Here is a 16034-nt window from a genome sequence, read left to right on the forward strand (position 1 = left end):
CAGCGATTCATGATGTATATCGTTGCCATGAAGTACAGTCGCAGGCAGTCGATCACGATTTTCCAAGCGGCTGTTGCTGCACCCTGACGGGCTGGCAGCGCAATAATTTGCACTTTATCGCATCAAAAGCCAATTTTCGCAATGCCTTGCTCCACTCCTACGTTCGAGTCAAGGTCGCGTCAGAGTCTGATACTTGCGAACGTCGACTCGTTGCGTGCTTGGCTGAAGGCCGCCAGAGGCCCATTGAGTGCTGGCAATGACAGGGCTTGTGGGGCAGGCGTCATCACCACCTGCTCCGAAGTATTCGAACTCACTCGTTCGTCACGCGGCGGGATGCCAAAGTACTCCCGGTAACATTTGGAGAAGTGCGGCGTGGAGACGAAGCCACACACGGCAGCGACCTCGATGATCGACATCGGTGTCTGCTTGAGCAGTTGTCGCGCGCGGATCAGGCGCAGTTTGAGGTAATAGCGCGAAGGCGAACAATGCAGGTACTTCTGGAACAGGCGCTCGAGCTGGCGACGCGACACCGACACGTACACGGCCAGTTCGTCGAGGTCGATCGGCTCTTCGAGGTTGGCTTCCATCAGCGCAACGATTTCTTGCAGTTTCGGCTGGTTGGTGCCGAGCATATGCTTGAGTGGCACGCGCTGATGGTCGTGTTCGTTGCGGATACGCTCGTAGACGAACATCTCCGAGATCGCCGCCGACAGCTCGCGACCGTGATCGCGGCTGATCAGGTGCAGCATCATGTCCAGCGGCGCGGTGCCGCCCGAGCTGGTAAAGCGGCTGCGGTCCAGGGTGAACAGGCGGGTGCTCATGTTGACGCGTGGGTAGGCTTCCTGCATGGCTGCCAGGCACTCCCAATGCACGCTGCAGTCGAAACCATCCAGCAAGCCTGCAAAGGCCAGTACCCAGCTACCGGTGCATATCGCTCCTAGCCGTCGTGATTGGCGGGCCTGCATTTGCAGCCAGGTGATGTGCTGGCGGGTCACTGTGCGCTGAATACCCACGCCACCGCAGACGATTACCGTATCCATGGGCGGGGCGTTATAGACGGCTGCATCCGGGGTAATCTGCAAGCCGTCGCTAGCCCAGACCTGGCCGCCTTCGAGGCTGAGTGTATGCCAGCGGTACAGCTCGCGACCGGACAGCTGATTAGCCATGCGCAGTGGCTCGACGGCTGCTGCCAGGGAAATCAGGGTGAAATTGTCCAACAGTAGAAAGCCTATGGCTTGAGGAGGGCGTTCGGGGTTTGAAGGATGGGGCGTCATTATTGTGTCTCCTCACACAGATCAGGTCGTCGCGGCCGTGCGAACGTTTATTTTTGTCACCCCGCTCAAGCGGGGTAGGGTTTTTTCGACGCAATTCTCATGCCTTAATTGATTTTTATTAGAATGAAGTACAAAGTGCCCGGCAGTGCAGCCGTTTTCCTGTCTTGGTCGGCGAGCTGCAACTGGATCGTGGAACGAAATCGACCCACAGGTTCGTGCCGTGGGCATTTTTGTATCACCGCCAGGAAACAGCGGGGTAACTCATGAGGAAACAGTATGACGATCGCGTTCATTGGGCTCGGGCAGATGGGGCTGCCGATGGCTATCAACTTGCTGCAATTCAGCCCCGGCCTGCGTGTCCACTCTGCCAGTGGGCGTGCCTACCCCGAGCTGCTGGGATTGGGCGCCCAGCCCACCGATGATCCGCAGATGCTGGGCCGGTGCGAGCTAGTGTTTCTTTCGCTGCCGGATGCGGATGTGGTCGAAGAAATCCTGTTCTCGCCAGACACGGGTATTGCGAAGTGGATGGCATCCGGTAGCACCGTTGTGGATACCAGCACCGTCGACCATGACCGCACGCTGAGTATTGCCGAGCGCCTGGCGGCGCTTGGCGTCGCTTATCTGGACGCACCGGTATCGGGCATGGCAGCCCGTGCAGTCGATGGCACGCTGACGGTGATGTGTGGTGGTGATCCGCAGGTTCTGGAAGCTGTGCGGCCTTACTTGCAGAGCATGGCTTCGAACATCCTGCACATGGGCGGTGTGGGGAGTGGCCAATTGGCCAAGCTGGTCAACCAGTTGCTGTACAACATCAACTGCGCGGCATTGGCCGAAGTTCTGCCTATGGCCTGTAAGCTCGGGCTTGATCCGCAGCAGTTGGCTGAGGTCGTCAACAGTGGCACTGGGCGTAGCCATGCTTCGACGTATTTCTTGCCGCATATTCTCGCGGGTCGCTTCGATACCGCCTATCCGCTGCAGGACGCCTACAAGGACATGCGCCATGGGATGAAGGTGAGTGCTGGTCTAGGCAGCCCGCTGCCCGTGTTGAGTGCCGCCATGACCACCTATCAGCAGGCGTTGTTGCAGGGACATGGGGCTGATGACAAGGGCGCGATGATCAAGGTCTATGAGTCCCTGCTGAATGTGCAATTTCGGGCGCCGGAAGGCACCCCTCCATCCCATTGAGGTCACGATGAATCCATCACTTTTCACTGCCCAACGAACGGCCGAACTGCTGTTGCAGACCTGGCGCAGCGGCGAGCTTCTGACCGCCTTGCCAGCGCACCTCAAGCCTGAGTTGCTGAGCCAGGGGTATGACATTCAGGATCACATGTTCGCCGGGACTGCGGGCAGGCGCGTGGGCTGGAAGCTCGGTGTAGGTAGCCCGGCAGCCATGCGCGCGGGCAATCTGGCGCGGCCGCTGATCGGTCAGCTCGAGGCGGCACGTTGCCACCCGGATGGCGCGCATATCCGCTTACCCGCGCAGACCCCCGTGACCATCGAATGCGAAGTCGCATTCGTGCTGGACCGTGACGTCCTGCCCGATGCCGGTCGAGTGCCAGCAGCGGGAGATATCCGCGCGACGTGCGTCACCTTCGAAGTGGTGCGTTCACGCTTCGTCGATCGCAAAAGTGTCGGTTGGCCGAGCTTCGCTGCTGACAACGTGGGCTTCGAGGCACTGGTGGTCGGTGAACGTCTGTGTGAGGGGCTCGACGAAGGCTTGCTGGCCGCCTTGGCTGAATCGGCCGTGGTGTACCTGAACGACCAGCCGAAGGCACGCGGGTTGTCGGGGGATGCTGCCACCGATCCACTGGCGTCGCTGGCGGCACTCTATGCCCACGCCGCCGAGCGAGGAGAAGTCTTGAGGGCTGGAGATATCGTCTCTACGGGCGCCATGTGCCAACCTTTCGACCTGGTGGGCACGGGCTACCGCATAGCGGCGCGATTCCTCGGCCAAGAGCTATCGTTCACGCTGTAAAGCCATGAGGGCTGTCTTGGCGAGCGGCGTTTCCCATGAACCGTTGCTGGCAGGCACGCCCTTGCTAACTGGGCCGTTATCTGGCCTGCGATGCTTCTCGGGACTGACACCGTGCGCTACGACCTCACTAGCCTGGATCTATTTATCACTGTCGCCCAGGAGCGCAATCTCACGCGTGCCGGGCGGATCAAGCATGTCGCGGTGTCGGCGATCAGCAAACGGATCAGCGAGCTGGAAGCGCAGATCGGCTCGCCACTGCTGCTGCGCAATGCGCGCGGCGTGGAGCTGACGCCTGCAGGGCAATCCCTTTTGTTCTATGCCCGTCAGTTGAAGCAGACCATGGCCCAGTTGGACAGCGAACTCAGTGGCTATTCCAGTGGTGTGAAGGGGCACATTCGGGTGCATGCGATCACCTCGGCACTCTCCCAGTTTCTGCCGCAGGATGTGGCGGGTTTCGCTGAGTTGTACCCGCAGATCAAGTTCGACATCGAGGAGCGGGTCGGCTCGGCGGTGATTCGTGCGGTTGCAGACGGTCGAGCAGACCTGGGGATCATCGCGGCGCAAACGGCGGCGCAGGGGCTGGAGACCTTTACCTATCGGTACGATGAGCTGACGCTGGTGGTGCCCGCTGGGCACGCATTGGCGGAGCGCAAATCGATCAATTTCAAGGAAGTGCTCGAGCACGAGTTCGTCGGTCCACATCTGGAAAGCTCGATGAATACTCTGCTGACCAGCGAGGCCGACAAGCTGGGCATGGCCCTCAAGCTGCGCATCCGCATCAGCAGCTTCGACTGCATGTGCCGCATGGTCTCCAATGGCCTTGGCATCGCCGTGCTGCCACGCAGCGTCATCAACCAGTACCTGCGCAGCCACAAGCTCAAGGCGGTCACGCTCAGCGAACCTTGGGCGCGGCGCACGCTGATGCTGGTGTTGCGCAAATACGATGCCGCATCCCCCACGTTGAAGACCTTCATCGACCATCTCAGGTTGCCCGGCTGACGTTTTCAGCGTTCTCGTTTGGAGAACGCTGCTATGGCAATTGACCAATTTTCATCCAGCCGGCCTGCTCGTAGTATCGGCTTATCCGCAGTGCCGCCTGCCTCCGCGCAGGGCCTGTGAACATTATAAGAAGCCGAGCGATTCCAGTATGACCGAGACTGCCTGCGACCTCTTCAGCCCCCTGGTGATCAACGACGATGCCTTCACCATCGTCGACCTGAGCAAGATGCTCGATCACAGCCAACTGGCCAAACTGCCGTACTCCATCCGCATCCTGCTGGAGAACGTTGCGCGCTGCTCGCCCCAGGCACTGCCATCCGTGCTGGCGCGGGCCATTGGCCAGGGTCCTGATTGCGAGGTGCCTTTCCAGCCGAATCGGCTGATGTTCCATGACACCACCTGCCTGCCTGCACTGGCCGACTTCGCCGGAATGCGCGATGTGGTCGCCGAGCTGGGTGGCGACCCGCAGGCGATGAACCCGCTGATCCCGGCAGTGCTGACCATCGACCACTCGGTGATCGTCGAACGCTTCGCCGAGGCCGATGCGGTCGAGCAGAACCTGGACATCGATTTCCGTCGCAACAGCGAGCGCTATCGTTTCATCAAGTGGGCGCAGAAGAGCCTGGACAACTTCGGGGTGATCCCGCCGGGTACCGGCATCATTCACCAGATGAACATGGAAGCCCTGGCCCAGGTGGTTTGGGAAACCCGCGGCGAAAACGGCGAGCGCTTGCTGCACCCGGACGACATGGTCGCCACCGACAGCCACACCCCGATGATCAATGCCATTGGCGTATTGGGTTGGGGTGTCGGCGGCCTGGAAGGGCAGGCGGCGATGGTCGGAGAGCCGGTGCCGATCAGTTTCCCGAAAGTGATCGGTATTCGGGTCACCAACGCCTTGCGCGCGGGTGTCACGGCCACGGACCTGTCGCTGCACGTGGCGGAGATCCTGCGTCAGCGTTCGGTGGTCGGCAAGTTCGTCGAATTCACCGGCCCTGGCCTTTCCACCCTGAGCTGGGCCGCCCGCGGTACCGTGTCGAACATGGCGCCGGAGTATGGCGCCACGGTGGTGTTCTTCCCGTTCGACAACGAAACCCTGGCCTACCTGGAGCTCAGCGGCCGTTCGGCAAAACTGCGCGAGCAGGTGGTCAGCTACATGAGCGCCCAGCCGCTGTGGCGCCGTGACGAACTGCCCGAACCGGAATTCGACGAGCTGATCGAGCTGGACCTGGCCAGCATCGAGCCAAGCGTTGCCGGCCCGCACCAGCCGCACCAGCGTCAGCCGCTGTCCAGGGCGGGTGCCTCCTTCCATGAAGAAGTGCTCGGCGCCGGCAAGCTGATCGATGCGCCGCAGGAGCAGCGCTTCTTCGAGCCTTCGTTTGGTCAGCCAATCACCCACGGGGCAGTGGTGATGTCCGCCATCACCAGTTGCACCAATACCGCCAACCCGGCGCAGATGATCCAGGCCGGCCTGCTGGCCCGTAAAGCCCGCAGCCTGGGCCTGCAGCGCAAGCCCTGGGTCAAGACGTCGCTGTCGCCTGGCTCTCAAGTCGTGGCTGACTACCTGGCCGAGGCCGGGCTGCTGGAGGACTTCTCCGCGCTTGGCTTCGACCTGGCCGGTTTCGGCTGCATGACCTGCATCGGCAACTCCGGCAAGCTCGAAGAACATGTCGAGGCGTTCGCCGATCAGGGTCTCAAAGGTGTGGTAGTGCTGTCGGGCAATCGCAACTTCGAAGGTCGGGTAAACCCCAAGGTGCCGGCCGGTTACCTGGCTTCGCCTGCCCTGTGTGTGGCCTATGCCATTGCCGGCAGCATCGATGTCGACTTGACCACGCAGCCGTTGGCCACCGATGCCGAAGGCCAACCGGTGTACTTGCACGACCTGATGCCATCGGATACCGAGATCGCCGCGCAAGTCGCCCGTGTGGTCAAGCCCGAGTTCTTCCAGCAGCGCCTGGCCACTGTCTGGGATGGCACCCACCATTGGCAGGCACTGTCGGCCGAGGGCAGCGTGCAGTTCCCGTGGAGCCCGCAGTCGACCTACCTGCGTCGCCCGCAATACCTGGCCGATATTCAGGCCGAGCCCAAGGCTTCCCTGGCCATCAGCGGTGCCCGTGCACTGATGGTGCTGGGTGACAACGTCACCACCGACCATATCTCGCCGGCCGGGGCCATTCCGGCCAACAGTTTGGCCGGCCAATGGCTGCTGGAGCGCGGCGAAGACCCGCAGGACCTCAACCAGTACTCTACCCGCCGCAGCAACCACGAAGTGATGCTGCGCGGCGCCTTCACCAACAAGTCGGTGAAAAACCGCCTGCTTGGGGAGTCGCAGCCAGGGCAGGGCGCCTGGGCCTGGAATGCGGACCACAGCGAGTGCCTGCCCCTGTACGAGGCGGCCAAGAGCTACGCCGCCCAGCACACGCCCATGGTGGTGTTCGCCGGGATCAACTACGGCGCCGGCTCCAGTCGCGACTGGGCGGCCAAGGCCCAGGCCCTGCTAGGGGTCAAGGCGGTGGTGGCGCAGAGCATCGAGCGGATTCACCGCAGCAACCTGATCGGCATGGGCGTGCTGCCATTGGTCTTCCAGCCCGGCCAGAGCGTCGATGACCTCAAGCTAGAGGGCACCGAGCAGTTCGACTTCATCGGCCTCGACGAGTTGGTGGTGGGTCAGAACGAAATCGGCCTGATCATCCACCGCACCGATGGCCGCCGCGATGAAGTCAAGGTCATCGCCCGAATCGATTCGCAGCAGGAAGTGCGCTACCTGAGCAACGGCGGCGTGCTGCCCTTTGTGATTCGCAAGGTCGTCGCGCGTACCCGGCACTGATCTGACCACGGCCCCGGTTGTCGGGGCCGTCAGGCACAACAACAAAAGGGAACACCCCTATGCACCGCGAACAACCCCCTGTTGTCGCGCCTGATGCCGTGAGCGCCGAGCACACGGATGTGGGCCGACGCATCGTCCTCAAACAACTGGGTGCAGCCGCTGGGCTGGGCCTGTTGGGCGCGATCCTGCCGGCTGGCATGGCCAGTGCGGCAAGCGCCTTGTCTTCGAACCATTCTGCAAGCGGGAGAAACACCCCTATGTTCGCGTACGTCGGATCGCGCACCACCCGGGAGCGCAATGCGCGTGGTGATGGCATCACGGTCTACCGCCTGGATCAGCAGGCGGGCACGCTGGAGAAGGTCCAGGTGGTCGATGATCTGGTCAACCCGTCGTTCCTGGCCCTGAACCGCGCCGGCGACCGCTTGTACAGCGTGCACGGTGACCGCAGCGAGGTCAGTGCATTCACGGTCGACAAGCAAAGCGGCAAGCTCAGCCTGCTCAACCGGACCAGCTGCGAAGGCAAGAACCCCGTGCACCTGGCACTGGACCCTAGCGAACGCTTCATGGTGGTGTCCAACCACATCACGGGCTCGCTGGCAGTGCTCAACGTCGGCGCAGACGGGGCCCTGGGCAGCGTCAACCAACTGGTGAAGCTGGAAGGCCCGTTGGGCCCGCACCGTGTCGAGCAGCCCTTCGCCAAGCCGCACTTCAACCCGTTCGACGCCTCGGGAAACTTCGTGCTGGTGCCGGACAAGGGCCTGGACCGGGTCTTCAGCTTCCGTTTCGACAACGGCAAGCTGCACCCGGCCGAGCAACCGTTCGCCGTGGCCCGCGAGGGTTCCGGCCCACGCCACATCGCCATGCACCCGAAGGCCGGCTTCGCCTATGTGATCAACGAACTGGACTCGACCGTCACCAGCTATCGCTTCGATGCGGCCAGCGGTGCGCTGAGCCCGCTGCAGGTGCTGTCGTCGCTGCCTGCGACCTTTACCGGCAACAGCCGAGCCTCGGAAATCGAGGTCGACCGCAGTGGCCGCTTCCTGTACGCCTCCAACCGTGGTTACGACAGTATCGCGGTGTTCGCCATCGACCAGGGCAGTGGCCTGCTCAGCCCGGTCGAGTACGTGCCGAGCGAAGGCAAGACGCCGCGCTTCTTCTCCCTGACCCCCAACCAACGCTTCATGTTCGCCCTCAATGAGGACAGCGACAGCATCGTCTCGTTTGCAGTGGACCCGCAAACCGGTGCGTTGAACAAGACCGGCTTCGCGGTTTCGACCGGCAGTCCGGTGTGCATGATCTTTTCTGCCTGATATTCCGTTGTATCGATAACAATTAAAGGGGCAGGCCACGGCTTGCCCTCGATGAGGTCCTTATGAACAACAACAAAACTGTCGACGAACAGGCGATCGTACGCAAGGTCACCCTGCGCATCATCCCGTTCATGTTCCTGCTGTACATCGTGTCCTACCTGGATCGCGCCAACATCGGTTATGCCGCGCTGGAGATGAACAAGGAGCTGGCCCTGACCAGCGAGGCGTTCGGCTTCATTTCCGGAATTTTCTTCATCGGCTACTTCCTGTTCGAAGTGCCCAGCAACGTCATGCTCAACAAATACGGTGCGAGGGTGTGGATTGCCCGCATCCTGGTGACCTGGGGTGCGATTGCCGCCGCCACCGCCTTTGCCCAGACCGCCAACCAGCTGTACGTACTGCGGTTCTTCCTCGGGGTGGCCGAAGCCGGCTTCTTCCCAGGCGTGATCGTCTACCTGACCTACTGGTTCCGCGCCAAGGAACTGGCAACCACCGTGGCACTGTTCACCGCCGCGATTCCGGTCAGCTACATCATCGGTGCACCGCTTTCCACCTGGATCATGGACAACATCAAGTGGTTCGACTGGAGTGGCTGGCGCTGGATGCTGTTCCTTGAGGGCATTCCGGCCGTGTTCCTCGGCATTGCCTGCTTCCTGTTCCTGACCGACAAGCCCGAGCAAGCCAAATGGCTGACCCAGCAGGAAAAGGACTGGCTGCTGGCCGAGCTTGAGCGCGACCGCCAGAGTCGCAAGAACGTCAAGCGTCTGGGTGTGTTGCAAACCATGGTCAACAAGAAGGTGCTGTACCTGGCCTTCATCTACTTCGTCTACCAGTGCGGCAGCCTGGGTGTCGGTTACTGGATGCCGCAGATCATCAAGGGCTTCTCCAGCGACTTGAGCCATACTCAGATCGGCCTGATTGCCATGGTGCCGTACATTGTCGCCACCGCCGCGATGATTGTCTGGTCGCGCAGTTCCGACCGACGCAATGAGCGCAAGATGCACTCGGCCATTCCGCTGGCGGTCGCAGCGCTCGGCTTGATCGGGGCAGGCATGCTGCCGAGTGCGGTGGCCTCGATGGCCATGATCTGTGTCGCGCTGTCCGGCCTGTACAGCTTCAAGTCACCGTTCTGGGCACTGCCGACACTGTTCCTCGATCGTGCCACCGCAGCGGTGTCGATTGCCGTGATCAACTCCATCGGCAACCTCGGCGGCTTCGTTGGGCCATCGATGATCGGTGTGGTCAAGGGCAACAGCCAAAGCGCGGCCACAGGCTTGCTGTTCCTCAGCGCCTTGCTGGTCATCGCCTTCCTGATGACGGCACTGATGCGCGTCACCAACAAAGACCCCGATCAGCCCGTGGCCGCCTCGGCCCACTGATCCTGAAGGGGGCAGCAACCGCGCCCCCTCGCTGACCCGTTCCATTTCCTTTCACTGCCCGGTGCCATGCCCCGGGTCGGGCAGTCTCATGCCAACCAGATGGAAATCGCCAGATGCACAACAACAAGAACATCCTGCGTACCCTTGTCACCCTCTCTCCCTGCATGATCGCCGGCGCTGCCAGTGCCGAGGGCTTCGTCGAAGACAGCAAGCTCAACCTGCAGATGCAGAACTACTATCTGAACCGCGATTTTCGCGATGGCAGCGGTCAATCCAAGCGTGAAGAATGGGCCCAGGGTTTCCTGCTGGACTTCCGCTCCGGCTACACGCCGGGCACTGTCGGCTTCGGTCTCGATGCACTGGGCATGCTCGGCATCAAGCTTGATTCAAGCCCCGACCGTGCCGGCACCGGTCTGTTGCCGGTCCACGATGACGGCCGTGCAGCGGACGAGTTCAGCCGGCTGGGCCTGACTGCCAAGGTCAAGGTGTCGCAGAGCGAGCTCAAGTACGGCACCTTGATACCCAAGCTGCCCACCGTGCAGGCCAATACCGGGCGCATCCTGCCGCAGACCTTCGAGGGCGGCCTGCTGACCAGTAATGAGATCGATGGCCTGACCTTTACCGGCGCACGCTTCAACCGCATGACCGACCGCGACTCCACCGATGCGCAGAAGATCACCCTCAACAACAAGAACCGGCGCTTTGCCGGTGCGGTGGAAGGGGATGACTACTGGATTGGCGGCGCCGACTATGCGCTGAGCAAGACCCTGACCCTGAGCTACCAGTATGCCGAGCTGCAGGACGTTTATCGGCAGAACTTCTTCGGCGTCAATCACAGTTGGAGCATCGGCCCGGGCAAGCTAAAGAGCGACCTGCGCTACATGCTCAGCGACGATGCCGGCAACGCTCAAGGCGGTGCTATCGATAGTGGCGCGTTGAGCGGCATGTTCACCTACAGCCTGGGCGGCCATGCCTTCGGTTTGGGCCTGCAGAAAATGAACGGTGATACCTCGATGCCGTTCCTCAACGGCACCGACCCTTATCTCACCAACTACATCCAGCTCAACGACTTTGCCGAGCCGGGCGAACGTTCCTGGCAGTTGCGCTACGACTACAACTTCGCCGCAGTCGGCATCCCCGGCCTTACCTTCATGACGCGCTACGTCAAAGGCGACCACGCCGACCCTGCCACGAGTAGTGAGGAAGGTCGCGAGTGGGAGCGCAATACTGATATCGCCTACGTGTTCCAGTCGGGCGCATTGAAGAACGTGGGCATTCGCTGGCGTAATGCGGCATACCGCTCCAACTTTGCCCGCGGCGCCGATGAGAACCGCTTGATCGTGTCGTACACCTTGCCCATCTGGTGAGGCCCATTCGCGGCTCAAGCCGGCTCCTGTAGGAACCGGCTTGCCGGCGATAGGGCCCTTACCGATAACGGAGAACCCAATGTCCACCCCAATCACCCCAGCCCTCCTGGCCGAACTGGCCCCCAACGGCACCCTTACCGCCGCCATCAACTTCGGCAACCCGGTTCTCGCCCAGCGCGGCCCCGACGGCGAGCCTCAGGGCGTCTCGGTCGCCCTGGCCAAGGCACTGGCCGAGGAACTCGGCGTCAGCCTGAACATGCGTACCTTCGATGCCGCCGGCAAAGTCTTCGCCGCGCTGGAGGAGGGGGCCTGGAACCTGGCTTTCCTGGCCATCGAACCTGTCCGCGAAGCGCAGATCTGCTTCAGTGAGCCCTACGTGCTGATCGAGGGGACTTACCTGGTCAAGCAGGATTCGCCGTACGCCAGCGTCGACCAGTTGGACGCTGCGGGCCTGCGCTTGGCCGTTGGCAAAGGGGCGGCTTACGACCTGTACCTGAGCCGCACGCTTGAGCATGCCAAACTGGTGCGTGCCGAAACCTCGGCTGGCGCCGTCGACCTGTTTGTCGAGCAAAGCCTGGACGCGGCTGCCGGTGTGCGTCAGCCCTTGCAGAAAGTGGCGGACGGTGACGCGCGCTATCGGGTGCTTGATGGCGCCTTCACGGCTATCCGCCAAGCCATGGCGGTGCCCCGGGGCAATGATGCCGCCGCTGCGTACGTGCGTGATTTCGTCGAACGCAGCCTGAGCAGTGGTTTTGTCCGCGGTGCGTTGCTGGCCACCGGGCAGACTGATGTCAGCGCCCGCCGCTGACTAATCCGATCACCCGTATTACGGGTGATGTGATCTCCAATCCGAAGCAAAACCTGAGGTACGAAGTAAAATGGCCAAGGCCGCCGATGTCGTTGTGCAATGCCTGGAAAACGAAGGTGTCGAGTATGTGTTCGGCATTCCTGGTGAGGAAAACCTCGACCTGCTGGAGTCCCTGCGCAAGTCGAAGATCAAGCTGGTGCTGACCCGCCACGAGCAGTCCGCAGGCTTCATGGCCGCCACCTATGGCCGCCTGACCGGCAAGACCGGTGTCAGCCTGTCGACCCTGGGCCCGGGCGCGACCAACCTGGTCACCGCCAGCGCCTATGCGTACCTGGGCGGCATGCCGATGCTGATGATCACCGGGCAGAAGCCGATCAAGAAGTCCAAGCAGGGCCGTTTCCAGATCATCGACGTGTGCGGCATGATGGACCCCATCACCAAGTACACCCACCAGTTCGCCTCGGCCGACAACATCCCGGCGCGCATGCGCGAAGCCTTCCGCCTGGCTGAAGAAGAAAAGCCGGGCGCTGTGCACCTGGAACTGCCGGAAGACATCGCCGCCGAGCAGACTGACGCGCTGCCCATCCCACGCAGCCTGCACCGTCGCCCGCTGGCCGAGCACGTGGCCATCGAGGCGGCAGTGGCCAAGCTGCAGAACGCGCGCAGCCCGATCCTGGTGATCGGCGCCGGCGCCAACCGCAAGATGACTGCCAAGGTGCTCAAGCAGCTGATCGACAAGACCGGCATCCCGTTCATCACCACCCAGATGGGCAAGGGCGTGGTCGACGAGCGCCACCCGCGCTTCCTCGGCAACGCTGCGCTGTCCTCGGGCGACTTCGTGCACCGCGCCATAGAAGCGGCCGACCTGATCATCAACATCGGCCACGATGTGATCGAAAAACCGCCATTCTTCATGGTCCGCGGCGGCACCGAAGTCATTCACATCAGCTTCCGCTCCGCCGAAGTCGATGCCGTGTACTTCCCACAGGTGGAAGTGATCGGCGACATCGCCAACGCCGTGTGGCAGATCGGCGAAGCGCTGAACGACACCGCGCACTGGGACTTCACCCGCCTGATGGCCATCCGTGAAGCGAACGAAGCACAGATCGCCGAAGGCGCAGACGACAACCGCTTCCCGGTCTACCCACAGCGCCTGGTTGCCGACATCCGTCGCGTACTGCCGTCCGAAGGCATCGTCGCCTTGGACAACGGTATCTACAAGATCTGGTTCGCCCGTAACTACAAAGCGCACAAGCCGAACACCGTGCTGCTGGACAACGCCCTGGCGACCATGGGCGCTGGCCTGCCATCGGCGATGGCGGCGCACCTGGTGCACCCGGACCGCCCGGTAATTTCGGTGTGCGGTGACGGCGGCTTCATGATGAACAGCCAGGAGCTGGAAACCGCAGTGCGCCTCGGCATGCACATCACCGTGGTGATCCTGCGTGACGACGGCTACGGCATGATCCGCTGGAAGCAGGCGAACATGGGTTTCACCGACTATGGCCTGGATTACGGCAACCCGGACTTCGTCAAGTATGCCGAAGCCTATGGTGCCAACGGCTACCGCGTCGAAAGCGCAGAGGCCTTGCTGCCGCTGCTCGACCACTGCATTTCCAATCCGGGCGTGCACGTAATCGATTGCCCGGTCGACTACAGCGAGAACGACCGTATTCTCAATAACGAACTCCGAGCACGCAGCCTGGCAGTTTGAATATATAAGCTGTAACAATTAATCGTTGGACTTTTTTAATGGGCAATGCAGCGTTCTCTGACGGAGAACGCTGCATTGCATAATTACCAATTTTCATTTCGTGCCCCGCTTTCTAGGATGTTTCCTGCAAGTCGAAGCGTCCCTACAACAATTACAAGGGTGTACGTCATGTCGAAGAAAATTGCCTTCGTTACCGGTGGTATGGGTGGTATTGGCACAGCGGTATGCCAACGCCTGGCCAAGGATGGATTTATTGTAGTGGCCGGTTGTGGCCCGGACTCACCGATCCGTGAACAATGGTTGAAACAACAAAAGAAAGCCGGTTTTGATTTCATTGCCTCCTCGGGCAATGTGGCGGATTGGGACTCTACCGTCAGTGCGTTTGAAAAAGTCCGCAAGGACGTTGGGCCCGTCGATGTGTTGGTGAACAACGCCGGTACTGCCTGCAACGTGTTGTTCCGTGACATGGCCCCCGGTGACTGGCAGACCGTCATCGATACCAACCTCAACTCGTTGTTCAACGTCACCAAACAAGTCATCGATGACATGACTGCCCGGGGCTGGGGCAGGGTGATCAATATCTCCTCGGTCAATGCCCAACTGGGCCATGTCGGCCAAGTGAACTATGCGACGGCCAAGTCGTCGATCCGTGGGTTCACCCGCGCACTGGCTCGCGAGGTGGCCGCACGCGGTGTCACCGTCAATACCGTATCCCCTGGCTATATCGCCACAGCCCGTCTCAAGGCCATTACCGAAAACGAACGAATGGACAAAGTGATCCAGGACATTCCGGTCAAACGCCTCGGCACGCCAGAAGAAGTTGCCTCTATGTGCGCGTGGTTGGCGTCCGAAGAGTCCGCGTTCGCCACAGGCGCTGATTTCGCTATCAACGGCGGCCTGCACATGAGTTGAGCCGGCGGCTTACTCATGTAAACGATAAATAACAATTACAAGACTGTTTCGGAGACACCCATGCTGTCCATTCTGGGTTACGGCATGATCATCACATTCATGTCGTTGATCATGACCAAGCGTTTGGCACCTTTGGTAGCGATGACCACTATTCCCATTATTTTCGCCATGTTGGGCGGATTTACCGGGGATATGGGTTTGATGATGATCGAAGGTTTACGCAAAGTTGCGCCGACTGCCGTCATGGTCATGTTTGCCATTCTGTATTTTGGCATGATGTTCGACACCGGCTTGTTCGACCCGGTCATCCGAACGTTCATCAAACTGATCAAGGGTGATCCGGCCAAGGCCGTACTGTTTGCCACCTTGCTCGCTGGGATGGTGTCGCTCGATGGTGATGGCTCGACCACCTACATGATTACCCTTACGGCGATGCTGCCGTTGTTCAAGCGCTTGCGGATCAATCCGCTGATCTTGCCTTGCGTAGTCATCCTGGCAGCCAGCGTGACCAATCTCTTGCCATGGGGAGGGCCATTGGCTCGTGCTGCCGCTTCGTTGCAGGTGGAGACCACAGAGCTGTTCCTGCCGCTGATACCTGCCATGATCATTGGCTTCGCCAGCGTGCTGGCGTTGGCCTTCTACCTGGGCCTGCAGGAGCGCAAGCGTCTAGGTACCCTGACCTTGCCGGGCGATCCACGCCGTCACGCCAGCGTGTCGGACGATGATATCAGTGACCTGCTGACTCTAAGCGATGAGAATGCCGAACTGCGCCGGCCCAAGATGTTCTGGCTCAATGCTGCGCTGACCATTGCCCTGATGGCGTGCCTGGTGATCGAACTGCTGCCGCTGCCGATCTTGTTCATGCTGGCGTTCTCGGTGGCGCTGGTGATCAACTATCCGGGCATCGATGATCAGCGTCGACGCATCGCTGCTCACGCCCCGACTGCGCTTAACCAGATTGCCATATTCCTGGCCGCCGGTATTTTCGCGGGCATTCTTTCGGGCACTGGGATGGTCAAAGCGATGTCGGAAACCCTGCTCTGGGCACTGCCTGAAAGTTGGGGGGCGCACCTGGCGCCGATCACGGCCATCATCAGTATCCCCGGCACCTTCTTCATGTCCAACGATGCCTTCTACTACGGGGTGTTACCGGTGTTGGCCCATGCTGCGGAAGCCTATGGCATCACGGCGGCCGAAATTGGCCGGGCCTCGATGGTCGGGCAGCCGGTGCACCTGCTCAGCCCGCTGGTGGCGTCGACCTACCTGCTGGCGGGCCTGGCGGGCGTGGAATTCAGTGACCACCAGAAGTACACCTTCAAATGGTCGCTGCTGTTGTGTCTGATTATCATGGCAGCGTCCATGGCTTTCGGCTTGTACCCGTGGTACTCGATGGCGAGTTGAGGAAACTGGGGTGGGTGCGCCTGGCCACCTGTCGGGCCAGGCGTTGAAAGGGTTGGAGAATGAGT

12 protein-coding genes are annotated in these 16034 nt (G+C 61.1%); 11 read left to right on the forward strand and 1 reads right to left on the reverse strand.

The window, feature by feature from the left end; all coding sequences use genetic code 11:
* Positions 1–179 precede the first annotated feature (179 nt).
* The gene (locus ACQKPZ_RS05035) at positions 180–1274 is read right to left on the reverse strand and encodes a GlxA family transcriptional regulator (RefSeq protein ID WP_427535889.1); all 1095 of its coding nucleotides are present in this window, start codon (positions 1272–1274) and stop codon (positions 180–182) included.
* 276 nt (positions 1275–1550) lie between these two features.
* On the opposite strand from ACQKPZ_RS05035, the gene ACQKPZ_RS05040 reads away from it, so the two are divergent.
* The 11 genes from ACQKPZ_RS05040 (at position 1551) to ACQKPZ_RS05090 (ending at position 15969) form a co-directional block, all read left to right on the forward strand.
* Positions 1551–2459, forward strand: coding sequence for an NAD(P)-dependent oxidoreductase (locus ACQKPZ_RS05040; protein ID WP_427535890.1), 909 nt, complete (start codon positions 1551–1553; stop codon positions 2457–2459).
* 7 nt (positions 2460–2466) lie between these two features.
* Positions 2467–3252 (forward strand): 2-keto-4-pentenoate hydratase, encoded by a 786-nt coding sequence (locus tag ACQKPZ_RS05045; RefSeq protein ID WP_427535891.1) that lies wholly within the window; start codon positions 2467–2469, stop codon positions 3250–3252.
* A 111-nt stretch (positions 3253–3363) separates the two neighbouring features.
* Complete coding sequence (locus ACQKPZ_RS05050; protein ID WP_427535892.1) at positions 3364–4251, forward strand: LysR family transcriptional regulator; 888 nt, start codon at positions 3364–3366, stop codon at positions 4249–4251.
* A 148-nt stretch (positions 4252–4399) separates the two neighbouring features.
* Positions 4400–7078, forward strand: coding sequence for an aconitate hydratase AcnA (gene acnA, locus ACQKPZ_RS05055; RefSeq protein WP_427535893.1), 2679 nt, complete (start codon positions 4400–4402; stop codon positions 7076–7078).
* Between the two features lie 257 nt (positions 7079–7335).
* Complete coding sequence (locus ACQKPZ_RS05060; protein WP_427536078.1) at positions 7336–8388, forward strand: lactonase family protein; 1053 nt, start codon at positions 7336–7338, stop codon at positions 8386–8388.
* A gap of 62 nt (positions 8389–8450) precedes the next feature.
* Positions 8451–9767, forward strand: a complete 1317-nt coding sequence (locus tag ACQKPZ_RS05065; protein WP_427535894.1) for an MFS transporter — start codon at positions 8451–8453, stop codon at positions 9765–9767.
* A 113-nt stretch (positions 9768–9880) separates the two neighbouring features.
* Positions 9881–11134: an OprD family porin gene (locus tag ACQKPZ_RS05070; protein ID WP_427535895.1), complete on the forward strand. Its 1254-nt coding sequence runs from the start codon at positions 9881–9883 to the stop codon at positions 11132–11134.
* A gap of 79 nt (positions 11135–11213) precedes the next feature.
* The gene (locus ACQKPZ_RS05075) at positions 11214–11942 is read left to right on the forward strand and encodes a transporter substrate-binding domain-containing protein (RefSeq protein ID WP_427535896.1); all 729 of its coding nucleotides are present in this window, start codon (positions 11214–11216) and stop codon (positions 11940–11942) included.
* A gap of 70 nt (positions 11943–12012) precedes the next feature.
* Positions 12013–13656, forward strand: a complete 1644-nt coding sequence (locus ACQKPZ_RS05080) for an acetolactate synthase large subunit (RefSeq protein WP_427535897.1) — start codon at positions 12013–12015, stop codon at positions 13654–13656.
* Between the two features lie 168 nt (positions 13657–13824).
* Positions 13825–14568: an acetoacetyl-CoA reductase gene (gene phbB / locus ACQKPZ_RS05085; RefSeq protein WP_427535898.1), complete on the forward strand. Its 744-nt coding sequence runs from the start codon at positions 13825–13827 to the stop codon at positions 14566–14568.
* 60 nt (positions 14569–14628) lie between these two features.
* On the forward strand, positions 14629–15969 hold the full coding sequence (locus tag ACQKPZ_RS05090) for a CitMHS family transporter (RefSeq protein WP_427535899.1): 1341 nt from the start codon (positions 14629–14631) through the stop codon (positions 15967–15969).
* The last annotated feature ends 65 nt before the right edge of the window (positions 15970–16034 follow it).

The sequence above is a fragment of the Pseudomonas sp. NPDC089547 genome, assembly GCF_050280665.1.
In the GTDB taxonomy this organism is placed as follows: Bacteria; Pseudomonadota; Gammaproteobacteria; order Pseudomonadales; family Pseudomonadaceae; genus Aquipseudomonas.